Below are 16,761 nucleotides of genomic sequence, written 5' to 3' on the forward strand. Positions count from 1 at the left end.
TAGCGGACTCACCGAGCGATCGCGATACTTGATAGACAACGCTATCAAGTGACGCCTACGTATGAGAGTGGCTCTGTTCGGTGCGACCGGCATGGTCGGCCAAGGTGTATTGCGCGAATGCCTGCGAGATGCCGCCGTCTCGCAGATCGTCTGCGTCGGGCGCACACCTCTTGGTATGCAGCATCCGAAGGTCGAGGAGCTCGTCAGCGGGGATCTCTTTGAATTGGATCAGTTCGAAGACGAGCTGCGCGATCTCGATGCATGCCTCTTCTGCTTGGGGGTTTCTTCGAGCGGCATGTCCGAGGAAAGCTATCGTCACCTTACCTACGACCTGACTCTCTCGGTGGCCGGCTTGCTGGCCCGGCTCAATCCCGGTATCACCTTCGTGTATGTATCGGGGGCCGGTACCGATAGCTCCGAGCAAGGTCGAAGCATGTGGGCGCGGGTGAAGGGAGCGACGGAGAATGCGCTCCTGCGCTTGCCGTTCAAAGCGGCTTACATGTTCAGGCCCGGGGTCATCGTGCCCCTTGATGGCATCCAATCGAAGACGCCGAGTTATCGGATTTTCTACGCCATGCTCGGCGTGTTGCTGCCACCGCTGCAGCGACTCTTCCCTCGGTTTATGAGCACGACTCGAACCATCGGGCTGGCGATGCTCGAGGTGGTTCGGCACGGGGCGACGTCGCCGATTTTGGGCCCTGCGGACATCAATGCCGCGGCGATCAAACGAATGACCGACACCTAACACGCGTACAAATAAGGGGTCAAAGTGAGCTGGCCCGGATTCCGCCTAGGTCTCCGCCGCCTTTTGCGCGAGTTCTTTGATCTTGAGCACACGCAACTGTTCAGACTTTTTGAGTCCTTCGCGAGCCTCTTTGATCACTTCGTGGGCCAGATTTAGGTTGGTGTGATGCCGCTTCATAGCGATAGCGGCATCCAGCCGTTGCTGGGCTGCCTTGATCGCATTATCGACGCGATAAAGGGGGCCATGCGGGTTCGTAGTCAGGGGTGGGTCGTAGCTTTTCGTCATGGTGTTTCTTCGTGATCAGGACGGCACGATAGCCCTGTTGACCTCGCTCCGCACGCGCATCGTCGTTACCTGCTTGGAAACAAAAGGGTGAAAACAGGGGGCAGAGTGCACTCTTTCTAAAAGTCGACTCTCACCCCTGCTTTCATTCGGGAACACCCACGTCAAGCGCATCCCAGCCCGCGCGCCCCAGCTTTCGCAACGTCTCGATATTCCGGCGATAGATCTCGTCCGGGTCGCTCATCGCATCGGCCGCGCGTTCGACGCTGGCCTCGCGCAATAGATGCAGGGTCGGCCAAGGCGACCGGTTGGTGGCGTTCTCTACATCATCCGGCGCGGTGTCGGCGAACTGGTAGTGCGGGTGAAAGCTGGCGACCTGTAGCACACCGTCGAGCTTGAGTGTCTCGACGGCGGTATCGGCGACATCGAGGAAGTCGTTGTAGTCGAGGAAGTCGCCCAGCACGTGCGGATGGATCAGCAAGGTCGTTTCACACTCGTCCGCATTGACGGCGGCGAGGCTTTGCAGTTCGCCGCAGAGATCGTCCAGCAGCGCGTCGGTATCGCGGGCATGGCTGACCGCATAGCGGATCTTCCCTTGGATGAACGGCGCTCGTGCAAACGGGCAGAGATTGAGGCCGACCACGGCGCGCTCCACCCAACGGCGGGTGGCGTCGATGTAGGGCGTGTCAGCGGCGCTCACACCGGCGGTGATGGCGGAAGATGTGTCGGTCATGGGGAAGGTCACAGGCGGGTCAACACGCACTATAGCCCTCATGCCGAACAAGCTTGGATCCCAGGCCCGACCTGGGTACGGCCCTGGCACCTGGCCTCATACAGCGTCGCCAATGGCCAGCCGGGTGCCTAGCCCAGGGGCTTCCCAAGGCCGCCCCCGCACCCCCAATCGTCCAGGCCGACCACGGCAAGCTGAACGGCTTAACCCCCGAGCCCGGCCATAACAGGCAAAATAGACGGTTGGCTAGGTGCGATGCGCCCTCCTGCATCTCACTTCGCGCCGCCTTACTCGATACGGATCAATGCTCGTGACCACCACCACACCACCGCCCGGCGACGCCGATACCGAACTGCTGCAGCGCGTACGCGAAGCGGCGCAGCTGCTGGAAACGGTGGCGGCCGATCGACTCTTACTGGACACGCTGCCGGCGGATGACCGCCAGCGCCTGTCTCAGGCGGTGGCGCAGGTCTATCACCCGGATCCGGTTGAGCGTCGGATCAAGCTGAAGGCGGCCCAGAAGGCGCGGCATGTGGCGAAGATCCAGGCCGAGGACAGCGTGCTCAACCAGACTGGTATCCGCGAACTGCGTCGCAAGCCGGTTTTCACCACGCCGAATGTATTTGCTCCGCAGGGTTTCCAGGCGCACGACATCGCGCCCGATGCCGACGCCGCGCAACCGCGCGAATCAATCGAGCCCAAGCACTGCTATGTGTGCAAGCAGAAATATTCGGCGATCCATTTCTTCTATGACCAGTTGTGCCCAACCTGTGCTGCGTTCAACTACGCGAAGCGCACCGAACTGGTTGACCTGCGCGGTCGCGTCGCGCTGCTGACCGGTGGTCGCGTGAAAATCGGTTATCAAGCCGGTCTGAAATTGCTGCGCGCCGGTGCGGAACTGATCGTCACCACGCGCTTCCCGCGCGACTCGGCGGCACGCTATGCCGAGGAAGCGGACTTCGGCGAATGGGGCCATCGCCTGCAAGTCTACGGACTGGACTTGCGCCACACGCCCAGTGTCGAAGCGTTCTGCCAGGAACTGGTCGCCACGCGGCCGCGACTGGACTTCATCATCAACAACGCCTGCCAAACCGTGCGTCGCCCACCCGACTTCTACGCGCACATGATGGACGGCGAGACGGCTGCGCTGCACGACATGCCCGAACACGTGCGCAAGCTGGTCGGTCACTACGAGGGCCTGCGCGGCTCCAACATCCTGCCCGATGCGGGCGTTGCAGCGACCCCGCTGGCCAGCCGCGCCGCGGACCTGCCCGGCCTGGCCCGCGCTGCCGAACTATCCCAGGTGCCGCTGCTGCCCGAAGAACTGCTGGCGCAGAGCCATCTGTTCCCCGAGGGCCGGCTCGACCAGGATCTGCAGCAGATCGATTTGCGCGAACGCAATTCGTGGCGCTTGCTGATGGCCGAAGTACCTTCGGTGGAATTGCTGGAAGTGCAGCTGGTCAATGCGATCGCGCCGTTCATCATCAACGCGCGACTGAAACCGCTGATGCTGCGCACTCACGAACGCGACAAGCACATCGTCAACGTGTCGGCGATGGAAGGCCAGTTCTACCGCAACTTCAAGACCACGCGCCATCCACACACCAACATGGCGAAGGCCGCGCTCAACATGATGACGCGCACCTCGGCCACCGATTACCACAACGACGGCATCCACATGAACAGCGTCGACACCGGCTGGGTGACCGATGAGGATCCGGCCGAGCTGGCAGCGAAAAAGGTGCTGGAAGAGCGCTTCCACCCACCGCTGGACATCGTTGACGGCGCCGCGCGCATCGTCGATCCGATCATCAGCGGCATCAACACCGGCGAACACGCGTGGGGGCAGTTCCTCAAGGATTATCGACCGACCGACTGGTAAGTCGATCAGTCGAAGCCATCGGGCCGCCGCTGACGAAGAAGCCGGTATGGCAACTTGGTATCGTTTTTGTAAAAGTCGACGCTTGCCCCCGCTTTGATCCTATAAGGACAGCTCGTGCCTCGTAGTCTCTTCAAGCAAGTTGATGTGTTTAGCGATCAGCCCTTCAAGGGAAACCCCGTCGCGGTGATTTTGGATGGGGATGATCTTTCTGTAGATCAAATGGCGGCGATAGCTCGTTGGACGAATCTCAGCGAGACAACCTTTGTCCTCAAGCCAAACGATCCGAGGGCAGACTATCGCGTGCGGATCTTTTCGACGGTGCTTGAGCTTCCGTTTGCCGGACACCCGACGCTGGGAACCTGCCATGCCTGGCTGGAGGCGGGAGGGAAACCCCGTGGCGGCGAAATCATCCAGGAATGCGGGGTCGGGCTGGTGCGTGTTCGGCGCGACGCGAATCGGCTGGCGTTTGTTGCGCCGCCCCTGCAACGATCCGGTCCGGTAGCCACCGACCAGGCGGAAGCCGTCCGCCGCGCCTTGCGCATCGAAGCGCATGAAATGCTGGGCGCGCAATGGATAGACAACGGTGCCGGTTGGCTGGCCTTGAGATTGTCCAGCCCCGACGTCGTCTTACGCATCAAACCCGACTTCGCCCAACTTGGAAGCACGCCGGTGGGAGTCTTTGCGGCATGGCCCGCACGTGCAAGCCATGACGACGTAGAGTTCGAGGTCAGAGCCTTTATAGCAGGCGATGCGATGCCCGAGGATCCCGTCACCGGTAGTCTCGTCGCCGGTATCGCGCAGTGGCTCAGGGGCGATCATCTGGCACCAGACACCTACCTGGTGAATCAGGGCCGCCTGCTTGGGCGTGCGGGCAAGATCCACGTGAACGTCCATGACGAGGATATCTGGGTGGGTGGAAACACCTTGACGCTGGTTGATGGCGTTTTGGATGCCTCAGTCGCTGCGCCTTAGTTCCTGGTTTCGGCTCCCTCTCTGGTTCCATTGGACTTCCACGTATGCGCGAAATAACGATTGGCTTGGTACTGGGAGTTATGTTGCTTTCCGGGCGAGCCAGCGCGTCGGATGCCGCCACCTCAGCATACGTCGCCGCCAGGAATAAGGCTGTTGTAGAGATTCGTGTGGCATCGGAGCGAGAGCCGGCAACGGTGGAGCCGCGTAATAGTTCGGCGTTGAACCAGCTGCAGGGAATGATTAAGCAGATCATCGGGCCCATTCGACTGGAGGGATTTCCCACCAGCGGCACCTCGAACGTGGATGATCTGGTCGAAGACCTAGGCTACGGCAAGCTCGATGGCATCGCTGTCCAGTCTTTCGATGGCAAGGAGCAAGCCGTGGTCTCGACCATGCCACTATTGCGAACCTGGCTTCGGGATACCTCGGACATCGCCGAGCACCATCCCATTGCTACCACCGCCGACGTCGTGGCGACATTCGCTACGGAAATCTTCTATACCCGTGTGTTCCAAGATGATGCGTACTACTACAAGTACGCCGAGCTGCCGGTGACCTCCGGCAGCGCGACAGGGCCAGCCCGCGCCATCTTGTTCGCAGCAGCTCAAGACTACCCGGCGCCGAGCCCACCTGACGCCATCGTGGTTACCGTTGTGAGTGGCGAAAAGGTCATCGTCATTAAAACGAAGGCCAAGGCCCCCGATATTGCCAGCTGCGCATCCACTTTCAAGCGGGAATACCAGCTTGCGCAAGACGCGTATGCGGCTTATCAGAAGTCCAGGCTGCGCGATAAAGCGGCCTTCGACAGATCTACCGACATGGAAGATCGCGCCAATAGTCATTATCTCCAGTGCTACGGGCAGCATCTTCCGGAACAGCCGGTCTATGCCGAGCTAGTGAGAGAGGCCCAGGCACTCGTAGACAAAGTGCAGTGGTGAAATAGCGGGACCAGCTTTAGCTATTTTTGTCCCACCCAACGGGTGGTTGCAGGTGGGTCAATCTGACCCCATGCTTCGACACAGTTTTCCCAGCAAAGCGAGCGACCTGATGACGACCAACGCACCCTATCCCATCGGCATGCCAGGACAACCCTGGGGTAGTGCGGAAGTCGCCATCTGGCTGTCGCAGCAGACCCGCAAGCGCAGCTATGCGACGGAAGTGCTGAGCGTGATCGATAAGCTGAGCGATCGCTTCGACGTGGAGCAGTACGGCAGCCTGGATTACGCGAGCGACAACTATCCGTTGCTGGCGATCAAGAGCCGCGACTGGCAAGGCGACCTTCCGACCGCGCTGGTGACCGGTGGCGTGCATGGTTATGAAACCAGCGGCGTGCATGGAGCGTTGCAGTTTGTGGAGCAACACGCGGCGAGCTATGCGGGCCGGATCAATCTGTTGATCGCGCCCTGCGTCAGCCCATGGGCCTATGAGCGGATTCATCGCTGGAACGCCGACGCGCTCGACCCGAACCGCTCGTTCCGCGACAACAGCCCGGCGCAGGAATCGGCAGCGCTCATGAATCTCGTCGCGCCCTATGGTGATCGCGTGCTGGTGCATATCGATCTGCATGAAACCACCGACAGCGACGAGTCCGAGTTTCGCCCGGCACTCGCCGCCCGCGATGGCCTGCCCTACGTACCGGGCGAGGTCCCGGATGGCTTCTACCTGGTCGACGACGCCGCGCATCCCCAACCCGAGTTCCAGAAGGCGGTGATCGCGGCGGTGGCGAAAGTCACCCACATCGCACCGGCTGATATTAAAGGCGAAATCATCGGCTCGCCCATGGTTGCGCCGGGCGTCATCGAATACGCGTTCAAGAAGCTCGGTCTCTGCGCCGGCATCACCAGCGCACCCTACAAGACCACCACCGAGGTCTATCCCGACAGTCCGCGCGCCAGTGCCGAGCAATGCAACGCTGCGCAAGCGGCAGCGGTGTGTGCGGCGATCGATTTTGCGTTGGCAAAAGCGGGGAACATGTAGGTTTGGAGGAAGGTTCTCCTTTCCCTCAGGCAGCACGCTGCCCCGGCTTTCCGACCTCTATCGGGCATCCACTCAGTGTTTGTCCTTGGGCGGCGTGCCGCCAAGAAGCGTATGCCAGGGATTTTGTGATGTTGTTATCAAGCATCCGCAACGTGCCCATCCATTAGATAGACGCTTCCCTTTCTGCGAGGACTACCTTCCGGCGGCACCATTGCGTGGCGCGCTGCAATGGTAGTTATTCTCTATCGCGTCTATGTCGTCCGCGGAGATGCGATGGGCGATTTGTTCCTCGGTCGTCATGCCTCTCCATACTTCGAGATCAAGGCAGTGAGGATCGACCGCTCCGGTGAAGCTTCCAATGATCCGGATGACACCAGCAATGCCTTGGGTGCGCGGGTCGACCATGCGAAACCGCTCCTTTCCCGGCTCTAACCCGCCAGGAATCCGTAGGTTCTGCTGCCCGCGCAGGGACCGTTCAGTCAAATAGCCGCCTCCGGCCACATAGGTGTCACCGGCGGCGTTGGTCGAAGCTTCAACGGTCGCGATAGGGTTCCTGATGGCGGTTGGAGAACTGGCCGGCGTCATGCCGATGACTTCGCGGGACTTCTGAGTCTTGCGCGGTATAGGCTCGCTGGGCGCTGTGACTACCTGAGTGGCGCGTGAATCTAAGTGGCTCGTTGGATGCTCCTTCCGGGGCACGTCAACTTTAATGAATCTCACCTTGAGGGCATCAGCCGAGTGTGGCGATGACATGGCGGACCGCTGCAGCGGCACGGGCCGGAAGATCAAGAGCGCGATACCTCCGTGGATGACTGCAACGATCACTAGGACGGGCATCCGGAGCGTCCATCTTCCACGCCCGGTAGTGATACTCCAGCGGCGGCGAAGGGAGGGCACAAACGTTCCGTTCGGATGATCCATGTGGCCTCATTGATACATGGCGGTATCAGTCCCTAATTGAATTAGATATCTGCGGGGTATCAAATAGGCTTTCCAACGCCGGAGCTGCTTTTAGGAGCAGTGGTGTCGACCGGAGCCTGTGTCGAACCTCGTCCATCAGTCGGGAGTCATCCGCCACCGAAGCCTCATCAAACAGCGGGGCGCGCCTGACATTGTCCCAGTAGACCCAATGCCAAGGCATGACGGATAGTTGCCGCTCCAGGTCATTGAACAGCGCGCAAGTCATGGAAAAGATGTTCTGTTCCTTCTCGGTGCTGTTTTGCTTCTCGGGGTAAATTGGCTCGCCAAAAATAATTCGCAATTGGTGCTTTCCTTCCGGAACGGTATAGGTCGGGATGACTGGCGCCTTGGAGAGCAGGGATAGGTACGCCACACCGCCCATTGCGGGATACAGGCGACCAAAGAAGGGCACATACAAGCAATCAGAAGGACGTTGGATGACGTCGAACATGATGCTGATGCATTGTTTGCTTCGTAACGCACGAGCAGCCTTGACCAGATCATTAGCCTGATTGTGAAGTACGTTCAATCTTGCTGCGAAACGGTCGAATAGTTTGTCAAACCGTTCATTCTCTGGCACGGATTCGACCGGGTCGTAGAAAACGTGGGATGGTCGGTCGGAAGTGCCTTCAGATGCGAAAAGCAGAGCGGATCCCAGGAACGGCCCATAATGCGGACTTGCAAAGATGGCTCCCTTTTCACCTCTAGTCCATTTGTGCAGTACCGCCTTGTTCACAATGATGCAGTCGTTGACATATTGATCAAGCGTCATTGAGTCCACTTGAAACGCTTTTTCTTGGAGCCTTCGATTCTGCGTGCGATGCGCAAGCGCGGTAGCGCGGTATTGGGGGAATTTGTCTAAGATGATCTGGGGAGGAAGGCCACTAGGAGCCTCCCGCCTATCTGGCCGGCGCGCAACTAGAAGTCGTGCAATCCTTGAGACCAGGCCCGGGAGGGTGGAATTAGCGGTATTGATCATCATGCCAAGCAGCCGTTTGAACCATCATGTGAGCCATCAGCTACGAAGCTGATTCCTGATCTCGATCCTGGCTGCATCCAACGTACATAGCCAAGGCGCAAAGGCCGAAGGATCAATATGCCGATCTCGATATGTACGTATGAGGCCCTGGATTTCCTGAATCCGTTGGGACAGCAGTAAGTAAAAGTTGCTGCCTTGCTTCAGAGCGAACGTGTTGCGCGCGTACCAGTCAGAAATATCCTTCTTTTGGTATGAGGCAAGGGGGCGAATGATATCCGCCATAATGCTGTTCATTGCAGTAGCCGTAATTGACCTGGGGATGTCGACTGTGTACGGCCTCAGTATCAGCATCGACGGCCGTCCGTGCTTAGCGCGGGATTCGGCCACGCCAAGATGGGTATCTGGTCGGAAGCGCATCAAGAGCATGACTTCGACAGGGGAGACCTGGTAGGAGAGTCCGTCGACATCAACGGAATGATAAGAATCGTCGATTGATGCCAATTGATCTTGGAACACGGCAACAATGAATGGAAGGGAGTGAAGATTCCTCACCTGCCTCCATAGTGACAATGGCGTATGGACCCAAGGGGCTGCGGATGGAAACCAGGATTCAACCAGGCCGCGATGGCCCACGGCTTTTACGGGATGCCCATGCCTTGTACATGCAACTAGAAGTTCAAAGGCTGAGCTCGTACTCGGCAGAAAGAGGAGAGGATAGCCGCGCCGGTCGTTCTTTTTGACGAGGTTTCGAGCAAGCAAGTCCAGCCTGAGCTGCGTTAATGTCAACATGCGGCAGCAGCCTTGTTCGTTGCAATCCCCAGAGTGGCGCGGAAAGATCGGAAACCCAGGATCATCAGCGCCATGCCAATGAGAAGAAGCTGGAAGATTGCCCAAGCGAAGTGACCATAGGTCGTGGCGACATCCATGGCCGAAGCACCTTGATGTGAGCGGATCGCGCTGGCCCAAAGTTCAGGGACATTGCTTAGCGCCAGGCTCCATGTGCGGGCGAGCTCCGACACGATGTATGCCATATAACCCGATGCCACCAATGCGAAAAGCAGTGATGCCGCAGTCCATCGGCTACATAGAAGTTTCCGCCGGCCACTCTGCTTGCCGGTGAGCATCGTTCGAAGATGGTTGGCAATGCGTGTATGTAGATTGGTGACATTGAGCAGATCAGAAAGTATCCAGTATCCATCGTATTTCATGACAGGATTGATCGTTGTTGCCATTAGAAGGAACGTGATTCTTGTCGCCATTGCCAACGTCGCATCCTCTGCGATTACCGAAGCCAGACCGAGGCACGCGGCAAAGATGGATTGGAAGTAGAGGCCACCCAAGCTCACTTGAAGGCGTTGCTTCGGCGGCAATGACCAGCTTCCTCGAACGTCCGCGTAAAACGCAGGCCATATCCAATAGATACCAATTCCGATGCCACCCTGAAAACCGGTATTGCGAACACAGCCAGTGATGTGCCCAACTTCATGGACGAGCACACCAAGCAGGGCCACGCAAACAGCGGCAAGGAACGAGCCTCCCGATTGGGTTGGACTGTGCAGAAGGAAGTTGCAGACTCCCAACAGCGAGAACGTCATCGCGACGAGTGCTGCTGCTGGCGAAAACATCGCAGTGAGAGGTTGCGCGAGGTGATGGCAGATATTTTTTGGAAGAATGAGTAATCGGAGGCGCAGCGCGTGCCCATCGGGCAGGGTTGTCAGTCCTTCAATCGTGTCGAAATGCGTCTTGCACCAGGCGGTGAACTCCGCCAATGACTCGCCATCGGCATCGGCGTCGACGCCGGCAATGGCTAGGTAACGTGCGTAGGCATGCTCGTACGAGTCATTTGGCCGCACGGACAAAGACAGTGCATGAATACGCTGCGCCGTTGCACGATCTGTCAGGAAGTGGACCACTCCATCGATCGATACGCGCCACCGCTCCCTCTCCGTTGAGGAGGAGAAACGGGCGATGTCAACATCGCCCGTCACCTCGGGTGGTAGCTGGGATCCTTGGACGGATGCAGCCTTCATAATCGAGTCCTGGCAGTATCAATCGCACCAGCACTCGATTGGGAGAATCGGCTTCGCAGCAGCCGCCACGGACTCCATCTCCAATCTTGACTCCAGATATTCCAAGTTCAGATCTTCAGCTAGGTCTTCCATTTGGTCGTTCCTCATCGAAGGCGGATAATCGAATCAACGGAATGATGTGTGAGCAGTGCAGAAATGAGAGCGCGTTCTTCCGTTGATCCACTGAGATCAATCCAACGTCAGAAGTGGCAGATACAAATCGGAGTGGTTTCCTCAATTTGTGATTGCGCCACGGCTGCCGACATGGATTCCATTTCAAGGCGGGTCTCCAACATCTCCAGGTCCAGAGTTTCGTTGGGTTCGTTACGAGCCATACTATTTCTCCTTGCTGTTAGCGCCAGCTAAGGGCCGGCGATGACGAACTATTCGTCATTGCGTCTAGCTAAGGCCGTCCGATTGGCCTGCTATAGACTGTTACCTTATTCACGACCACGTTGAAGCGGTTGCTGGTTATCGTGCTCGTTCGGCGATGTCACGATGTAGCCGGAAGTCCTGAGTGCTGTGAGATATCCGTTATCTGAGATGACCTGATCCATAGGAAGCAGCGCCATGGTCCGCTCGTTGCTTTCGATTGCGGAATCGACCGCTTTCACCCAGGTCTGTTTGATCTTGTCGTTGATGTCATTGATACCGAGTCGTTTTGCAAAATCAGTGTCGCCAAGCGCGGACAAGCATTCATCCTTCTGCGGCACGGCAAGCACGCTGCGCAGCGCCACGATATTCCCGGTCGCCCAAGCGTTCGCGCGTGCGATTGCTTGCGAGAGAGCTTGTTCAGTAGCATCCAAAATGCCGCTTAGACACTGTTGGTCGTCCATCGTGGCCTGCTTGAAGCGCTTTGCATCAGCCCGCGGATCCTTCAGGATCATGACGTACGAAGTGTCGGCCACTTCAACCTTGTGACGTTCTGCCATGGCATAGATCGCCTTCTCGACACCACCATCGTTGGTCATTTGAGATTGCTTGATGGCGGCGGCATACAACTTCTCCCCCGCAAACATCGGCCTTAAGCGATCCGAGCCCGACGAGCCATCTAGATATTTGGTTTTTTGCACCTCCCAGCGACTGTATAGAGAGGGCGGCAGCGCGTCTTTCAGCGTCCTTCCCCCAGGGAGTTTCTTGAGCCCCATCATTGATGGGATAAGAGACAGCCGTCCCCAAAAGCCGACCCTAGCCCCTATCACCATGCGAGGGACTTTGAGTACCTGTTGCGACGATTCGACAAGTTTCTCGACGCGCGCTGAATCCCATTGCATGTTCTTTGGTAGCGGTTGGGTTATGCCGAGTACCCACATCACGTGGTCGCCCTTGGTTACCTTCCAGAGGGCGGGACCAGAAAGAACGCCGCTTACTACCACTGGTGCCAAGTCCACTACGTCCGGCCCGGCGCTGGCGGACTTGGTCGATTGCGCATGTGCTGAAGGCGTGGAGGCGCTCAGTATCACTACCAGAAGGCTTAGCGAGCCGATAACCCGGGAGGTGTCTTTCGCCATAATTGCCATCACGTCGACTACCGACGGTCTTAAGCGGCGTCGGAGGAAGTATGCAGATGATCGAAAGAGTCGTGCGGCCATAGTCGCGTGCATGATGTCGGCTTCGTGGCAGGTGTTGTTGCCGGAAGGCCTCGGTTCTTTCGAGAAGCCGCTGTGTGAGAGATTGGATCTCGGAGCCTTCAACGAAAAAGAAGGCTTCCGGTCGCTGGATGTATACATTTTCTAAGCCCCGCGCCGTAACCACTGCGGTCACCTTAGGAGCCCGTTTGCCCACTTGGAAATCGGATAAGTCCCAAAACGGTGGCGGAATGTTTTGACTCTGGATGTAGTTGTCAGTACTTGGCCATACACAGAATCAAGGCATCCGTCGGGTTCGAGTCTTTAACCAGAACGCAGGGCGCGGTTTGGCCGGTATCGGGGGGGGCATGAGCATTGGGGAGAAAATGGAACCAGGTTGAGTTATCAAACCCGGGGCATCTCACTCTTTCCCTTCCTTCACCCTGTCTCACTCAGGCGGCATGCTCGGTCCCTCTCTGCGTAGCTACTGGCTCGGCGCCTCGGCACGCACGCTCAACACCAGCTAGGCGGTAAACAGTCCGTCCGTGATCTGACCTTTCAGCGGCCAACGACCGGGCTCCACGCTTTGGCTGTTGGCAAGCAGGCGCGCCAGGGCGTGGACGCCGGTGCAATGCACGGCGAGCGTCGCCTCGGCGCGTGCCCGGGCGCCTCGGCTTTCGGCGACCATCCAGTAGACCCGGCGTAGGGGATTGAGGCGCTTGTCTTTCGACGGACTCGAACTCGCGAGCGCTTTGCGTGTGATCGGTCTGAGCCATGATCAACGCCGTCGAGGTGCTGGTGGCGGCGGGCGGTAGGCGTTGCCAAGCAGGAACTTCTGCGTAGGCCACGGCGGATCCGCGGATAGGCGCTGGCGGCGATCCGTGTAAGGCAAAGCCCTGTTTCGGGGTAAGTCGTCACCAAGGTGCGGTGCACCGCCGAACCGGCCGGTGCACCGCGGGGACGATCACAAGGACGCGCTTACCCGTTCATCGCTCGCTCGTCGCTTAGCTGCTTGGCGTACTGCTCCAGGCACTGGATCGCCACGGCTACTCCGTCCTTGAAAAGCGTTGGGAGTGGCCATGTTAGGGGCTGGGCATTGGGGTGCCTCGCCTTCGCCTTTCGATGCTGCTCGTCCTCAAACCACAGTCGCGAAAGCGCGTAGTGCGCGAGCGCAACGTCGTCGAAGGTCGTGCCGCGTGGCGAGGGTGCCTGTGGACGATGAGCCGATAGACCGGCAGCGGGCGAGTCGGTGAACGAGTCACCCAAGGCGAGAAACGACAGGCGTGCGGGTACCGTATGATCGTGGACAGCCATGATCAACTTGTGTGCCAAGAACGCGTAGCTCTGTAAGAGCTAGCGATGCTTTATCGAAGATGAGGGAAGGCCCCTCGCGGTCAACGTACAGGCGTGGATCGCAAACCCCTCCAAGCTGCGCGAGTCAAGAGCTCGGGTGGTGAGCGTTGGAGTTAAAGGCGTGGACAACCACGTCAGGTGTGGATTACCGAGACGAACGCAAGTGAATCGCTGTCGACGTGTCGAAAAATGGTTAGACGTTGCCGAAACCGTGCTGATGAGTTGCAGCGCGCGACCCAAGATCAGGGGGCGACCTGCCTACCGCCTGATTGGCAACCGGCATGAAGGCGACGTGACGGTAATCCAGGCTTTGATAAGGAACTTGGGAACCTGTCGTGCCGATGCGAAGGGAGAACCTCAAGGGGAAGGCCTCCCCAAGAGGGTGAGTACCGATGCGGCGCACAGGGGCGGAAATGCCCGTAGTAGGGAGGAAGGTGCCGTAATGGCACTGGACCGAAGGGGCATTGTTATCCCGGTTGGACTTAGCGAACAACTCGCAAGAGGAGGATTTGCATGAGCCTGGCCAAACCCTTTGTTATTTCCAAGCGGGAAGTGTGGGAGGCATACCAGCAGGTCAAGGCGAACCAGGGTGCGGCCGGTGTGGACGGCCAAACGTTGAAACAGTTTGCGCAGAATGAGAACAATCATCTGTACAAGCTGTGGAACCGAATGAGCTCGGGAAGCTACCGACCGCAACCGGTGCGACGAGTGGACATACCCAAGAAGGGCGGGACAACGCGTCCCCTAGGCATACCCACCGTCGTGGACCGGATTGCTCAAACGGTGGTCAAACGGGCTCTGGAACCCACGTTCGAAGCCATCTTCGATCGTGATTCCTTTGGCTATCGCCCCGGTCGCTCAGCCCATCAAGCGTTAGCGGTGGCGCGTCGGCGCTGCTGGGAACGCGACTGGGTCCTGGACCTGGACATCCGGGGGTTCTTCGACACCATTGACCATCGATTACTGATACATGCAGTACGCAAGCACACCCAGTGTGCCTGGGTGCTGTTATATATCGAGCGATGGTTGGCCATGCCGGTCCAGATGCCCGATGGCAATCAGGTCGTCAGTACGGGTCGGGGAACACCGCAAGGGGCGGTTATCAGCCCACTGCTAGCTAACCTGTTTCTGCACTATGTGTTTGATCGGTGGATGCGGGAGTCTCATCCAGGCATCACCTTCGAACGCTATGCCGATGACATCGTTTGTCACTGCCGAAGCGAGCAGGAAGCGAAAGCACTCAGGCAGTCCATTGAGGATCGGCTGGCCCGCTGCAAGTTGGCACTGCACCCGGAGAAGACGAAGGTTGTCTATTGCAAAGATGCCAATCGGAAGAGCATCTATGTCAGCTGCTCTTTTGATTTTCTTGGCTACGAGTTTCGGCCAAGAGAAGCGCGGAATCGGCGAGGGCAATTTTTCACCAACTTCACACCCGCGATCAGTGCCAAGGCCGCACGTGCGATGCGGCAGACCGTCCGCGGATGGGCGATACATCGACGCAGCGATTTGGGCTTCCAACAAATCGTGGACTGGCTAAGTCCTGTGTTACGGGGATGGGTGCAGTATTACGGCCACTTCCACCGCTCTGCACTAAACAAAGCCATGTTCACCATCGATCGCTATCTCGTGCGTTGGGCGTTACGGAAATACAAACGACTGAAGAGACACTGGAGCCGTGGGTGGCAATGGTTGAATGGCATCAAGCAACGTCAACCCAACCTCCTGCCACACTGGATCTTCGGTGAGGGTGGATGACAAGAGCCGGATGACGGGAGACTGTCACGTCCGGTTCCGTGAGAGCCTGTGGGGGAAGTTCCCGTGGGCTACTCGACCCAGTTAGTTGGTGATGGTTAGCGGGTCGTGGGTGTTGTCGCACCTACGGCCCGCGCCTCATGACATTGCTGCCATGGTCACTCGCGTAGCCCAATCCAAAGAACGCCGCGAGTGACGGACGGAAAGTAACAAACGCCAACTTTGCTGCCTGTCAGCGATTGCCGCCGCCGCCCATCCGCCCATCTGATACATCGGGTGTCGTCCAAGCGCTCGCCACCATCGAGCCGAAAGGCTTGCTCGCATGGGTGCTCAGGCTGCCTGTCAGCGCAAGGGAGGGCTTGTAACGACCGGTCTAGGCCGTAACCCGTAGCAGACAGTTGTAGGCCTTTCACAGTATGGTCTAGGCGCTCGCAACCGGGGGGAGTTATGGCGAAGCGCAGGGAAAGCGGCATCGACGTCGTTGCATCCATGTCCTGGCCGGTTGGTCTCGGACTGGGACTCATCGCCTTCATAGGCATTCGCTACGGCATTGGCTGGCTACTGAGTGTTAGCGGCAATCCATTGCTGTCGCTCGCAGGCAGTCAAGCAGCATCGGGCATCTATGCCCCCTTCGCTTGGATAGCCATGTTGGGGTGTTGCATTGGAGCGCTAGTGTCGTTTCTAAAGCGCCGTGGCCGCAGACACCTGCTCACATCCCAAACCGGTCTCGGCAGCCTCGGCGCCATGAGCTGGCAGGAATTCGAGCAGCTGGCGGGTGAAGCCTTTCGGCGCCAGGGCTATGCCGTGGAAGAAACCGGCCAGGGCGGTGCCGACGGTGGCATTGATCTGGTTCTGCGCAAGGGCGGTATGACGACGCTGGTGCAATGCAAGCAGTGGCGGTCGCAACAGGTTGGCGTGAAGATAGTGCGGGAGATGTTCGGCCTTTTGGTGGACCAAGGCGCCGACGCGGTGAAGATCGTTGCCCTTGGCGAATACACGCCCGATGCACAACGATTTGTGCGCGGAAAACCCATCGAGCTTATGGATGGCCGCACTCTCCTCGCGACCGTGATGAAGATTCAAGCCCGCACAGAATCCGAAGTTGCGCTTGATAAGCCCGTCTATTTCGCGGCGGGCGTTTTGACCTGTTTGCTGATCGCACTGATCCTTTCGCCCCGGTCGGCGCAGCGTCTTACGGCACCAGACGCGCACGTAGAGGTATCAGCGCCGGGCACACCAGCCCAACTGCCTGCATTGCCGATCGCGCCGCTTCGACCGATGGCTGCGCCCGCCACGGCCACCGTCGCGACGCAGCACGCAGCGGCAACGAACCAAAAAATCTACCAGGCAGACACCCCATTGTCGGGTGAAGAGCTGCGCGCCTGGGAGAAGAGGAATCGCGAGTCGATGAAGATTCTTGAGAAGACCACGCCGGAGCTAGAAACGAAGTAACGGGGCCGGATCGGGCCGTTTGCCGGAGGCGGCATCACCA

General features: G+C 58.5%; 17 protein-coding genes. 7 read left to right on the forward strand and 10 right to left on the reverse strand.

What is annotated here, in order from left to right; all coding sequences use genetic code 11:
• Positions 1-61: 61 nt before the first annotated feature.
• Complete coding sequence (locus ACT01B_RS02500) at positions 62-745, forward strand: epimerase (RefSeq protein ID WP_445145821.1); 684 nt, start codon at positions 62-64, stop codon at positions 743-745.
• A gap of 45 nt (positions 746-790) precedes the next feature.
• Here the strand turns inward: ACT01B_RS02500 and ACT01B_RS02505 are convergent, their stop codons facing one another.
• On the reverse strand, positions 791-1,030 hold the full coding sequence (locus ACT01B_RS02505; RefSeq protein WP_445145822.1) for a hypothetical protein: 240 nt from the start codon (positions 1,028-1,030) through the stop codon (positions 791-793).
• Between the two features lie 142 nt (positions 1,031-1,172).
• Positions 1,173-1,760, reverse strand: a complete 588-nt coding sequence (locus tag ACT01B_RS02510) for a DUF1415 domain-containing protein (protein ID WP_445145823.1) — start codon at positions 1,758-1,760, stop codon at positions 1,173-1,175.
• A gap of 307 nt (positions 1,761-2,067) precedes the next feature.
• Between ACT01B_RS02510 and ACT01B_RS02515 the strand changes: the two genes are divergently transcribed.
• From ACT01B_RS02515 to ACT01B_RS02530, 4 genes are all read left to right on the forward strand, one after another.
• Entirely contained in the window at positions 2,068-3,639 is a 1,572-nt protein-coding gene (locus ACT01B_RS02515; RefSeq protein ID WP_445147408.1) for an SDR family NAD(P)-dependent oxidoreductase, read from the forward strand.
• A 114-nt stretch (positions 3,640-3,753) separates the two neighbouring features.
• The gene (locus ACT01B_RS02520; protein ID WP_445145824.1) at positions 3,754-4,611 is read left to right on the forward strand and encodes a PhzF family phenazine biosynthesis protein; all 858 of its coding nucleotides are present in this window, start codon (positions 3,754-3,756) and stop codon (positions 4,609-4,611) included.
• A 44-nt stretch (positions 4,612-4,655) separates the two neighbouring features.
• A complete protein-coding gene (locus ACT01B_RS02525; RefSeq protein ID WP_445145825.1) occupies positions 4,656-5,549 on the forward strand; it encodes a hypothetical protein in 894 nt (297 codons plus the stop codon).
• Between the two features lie 109 nt (positions 5,550-5,658).
• Positions 5,659-6,588 (forward strand): M14 family metallopeptidase, encoded by a 930-nt coding sequence (locus ACT01B_RS02530; RefSeq protein ID WP_445145826.1) that lies wholly within the window; start codon positions 5,659-5,661, stop codon positions 6,586-6,588.
• A 192-nt stretch (positions 6,589-6,780) separates the two neighbouring features.
• Here the strand turns inward: ACT01B_RS02530 and ACT01B_RS02535 are convergent, their stop codons facing one another.
• The 8 genes from ACT01B_RS02535 to ACT01B_RS02570 all read right to left on the reverse strand — a co-directional run bounded on the left by ACT01B_RS02535 (position 6,781) and on the right by ACT01B_RS02570 (position 13,478).
• A complete protein-coding gene (locus tag ACT01B_RS02535) occupies positions 6,781-7,173 on the reverse strand; it encodes a hypothetical protein (RefSeq protein WP_445145827.1) in 393 nt (130 codons plus the stop codon).
• Between the two features lie 361 nt (positions 7,174-7,534).
• Positions 7,535-8,320, reverse strand: coding sequence for a lysophospholipid acyltransferase family protein (locus ACT01B_RS02540; RefSeq protein ID WP_445145828.1), 786 nt, complete (start codon positions 8,318-8,320; stop codon positions 7,535-7,537).
• 243 nt (positions 8,321-8,563) lie between these two features.
• A complete protein-coding gene (locus ACT01B_RS02545) occupies positions 8,564-9,316 on the reverse strand; it encodes a hypothetical protein (protein WP_445145829.1) in 753 nt (250 codons plus the stop codon).
• Positions 9,310-10,557 carry a hypothetical protein gene (locus ACT01B_RS02550; RefSeq protein WP_445145830.1) on the reverse strand — a complete coding sequence of 416 codons (1,248 nt, stop codon included), beginning with the start codon at positions 10,555-10,557 and terminating at the stop codon, positions 9,310-9,312. The genes ACT01B_RS02545 and ACT01B_RS02550 overlap by 7 nt, the downstream gene beginning before the upstream one ends.
• Before the next feature lie 239 nt (positions 10,558-10,796).
• On the reverse strand, positions 10,797-10,931 hold the full coding sequence (locus ACT01B_RS02555; protein WP_445145831.1) for a hypothetical protein: 135 nt from the start codon (positions 10,929-10,931) through the stop codon (positions 10,797-10,799).
• A 105-nt stretch (positions 10,932-11,036) separates the two neighbouring features.
• The gene (locus ACT01B_RS02560; protein ID WP_445145832.1) at positions 11,037-12,107 is read right to left on the reverse strand and encodes a TraB/GumN family protein; all 1,071 of its coding nucleotides are present in this window, start codon (positions 12,105-12,107) and stop codon (positions 11,037-11,039) included.
• A 580-nt stretch (positions 12,108-12,687) separates the two neighbouring features.
• Positions 12,688-12,852, reverse strand: coding sequence for a hypothetical protein (locus ACT01B_RS02565; protein ID WP_445145833.1), 165 nt, complete (start codon positions 12,850-12,852; stop codon positions 12,688-12,690).
• A gap of 290 nt (positions 12,853-13,142) precedes the next feature.
• A complete protein-coding gene (locus ACT01B_RS02570) occupies positions 13,143-13,478 on the reverse strand; it encodes a hypothetical protein (RefSeq protein ID WP_445145834.1) in 336 nt (111 codons plus the stop codon).
• Between the two features lie 552 nt (positions 13,479-14,030).
• Between ACT01B_RS02570 and ltrA the strand changes: the two genes are divergently transcribed.
• Entirely contained in the window at positions 14,031-15,272 is a 1,242-nt protein-coding gene (gene ltrA / locus ACT01B_RS02575) for a group II intron reverse transcriptase/maturase (RefSeq protein ID WP_445143493.1), read from the forward strand.
• Between the two features lie 444 nt (positions 15,273-15,716).
• Positions 15,717-16,721 (forward strand): restriction endonuclease, encoded by a 1,005-nt coding sequence (locus ACT01B_RS02580; protein ID WP_445145835.1) that lies wholly within the window; start codon positions 15,717-15,719, stop codon positions 16,719-16,721.
• Positions 16,722-16,761: the final 40 nt, after the last annotated feature.

This window comes from Dyella sp. Tek66A03 (assembly GCF_052567735.1).

Coding starts and splice junctions, on each gene's coding strand:
- ACT01B_RS02500 (WP_445145821.1), top strand. CDS start 62: ATGAGAGTGGCTCTGTTCGGTGCGACCGGCATGGTCGGCCAAGGTGTA.
- ACT01B_RS02505 (WP_445145822.1), bottom strand. CDS start 1,030: ATGACGAAAAGCTACGACCCACCCCTGACTACGAACCCGCATGGCCCC.
- ACT01B_RS02510 (WP_445145823.1), bottom strand. CDS start 1,760: ATGACCGACACATCTTCCGCCATCACCGCCGGTGTGAGCGCCGCTGAC.
- ACT01B_RS02525 (WP_445145825.1), top strand. CDS start 4,656: ATGCGCGAAATAACGATTGGCTTGGTACTGGGAGTTATGTTGCTTTCC.
- ACT01B_RS02530 (WP_445145826.1), top strand. CDS start 5,659: ATGACGACCAACGCACCCTATCCCATCGGCATGCCAGGACAACCCTGG.
- ACT01B_RS02535 (WP_445145827.1), bottom strand. CDS start 7,173: ATGACGCCGGCCAGTTCTCCAACCGCCATCAGGAACCCTATCGCGACC.
- ACT01B_RS02540 (WP_445145828.1), bottom strand. CDS start 8,320: ATGACGCTTGATCAATATGTCAACGACTGCATCATTGTGAACAAGGCG.
- ACT01B_RS02545 (WP_445145829.1), bottom strand. CDS start 9,316: ATGTTGACATTAACGCAGCTCAGGCTGGACTTGCTTGCTCGAAACCTC.
- ACT01B_RS02550 (WP_445145830.1), bottom strand. CDS start 10,557: ATGAAGGCTGCATCCGTCCAAGGATCCCAGCTACCACCCGAGGTGACG.
- ACT01B_RS02555 (WP_445145831.1), bottom strand. CDS start 10,931: ATGGCTCGTAACGAACCCAACGAAACTCTGGACCTGGAGATGTTGGAG.
- ACT01B_RS02560 (WP_445145832.1), bottom strand. CDS start 12,107: ATGGCGAAAGACACCTCCCGGGTTATCGGCTCGCTAAGCCTTCTGGTA.
- ACT01B_RS02565 (WP_445145833.1), bottom strand. CDS start 12,852: ATGGTCGCCGAAAGCCGAGGCGCCCGGGCACGCGCCGAGGCGACGCTC.
- ACT01B_RS02570 (WP_445145834.1), bottom strand. CDS start 13,478: ATGGCTGTCCACGATCATACGGTACCCGCACGCCTGTCGTTTCTCGCC.
- ltrA (WP_445143493.1), top strand. CDS start 14,031: ATGAGCCTGGCCAAACCCTTTGTTATTTCCAAGCGGGAAGTGTGGGAG.
- ACT01B_RS02580 (WP_445145835.1), top strand. CDS start 15,717: ATGGCGAAGCGCAGGGAAAGCGGCATCGACGTCGTTGCATCCATGTCC.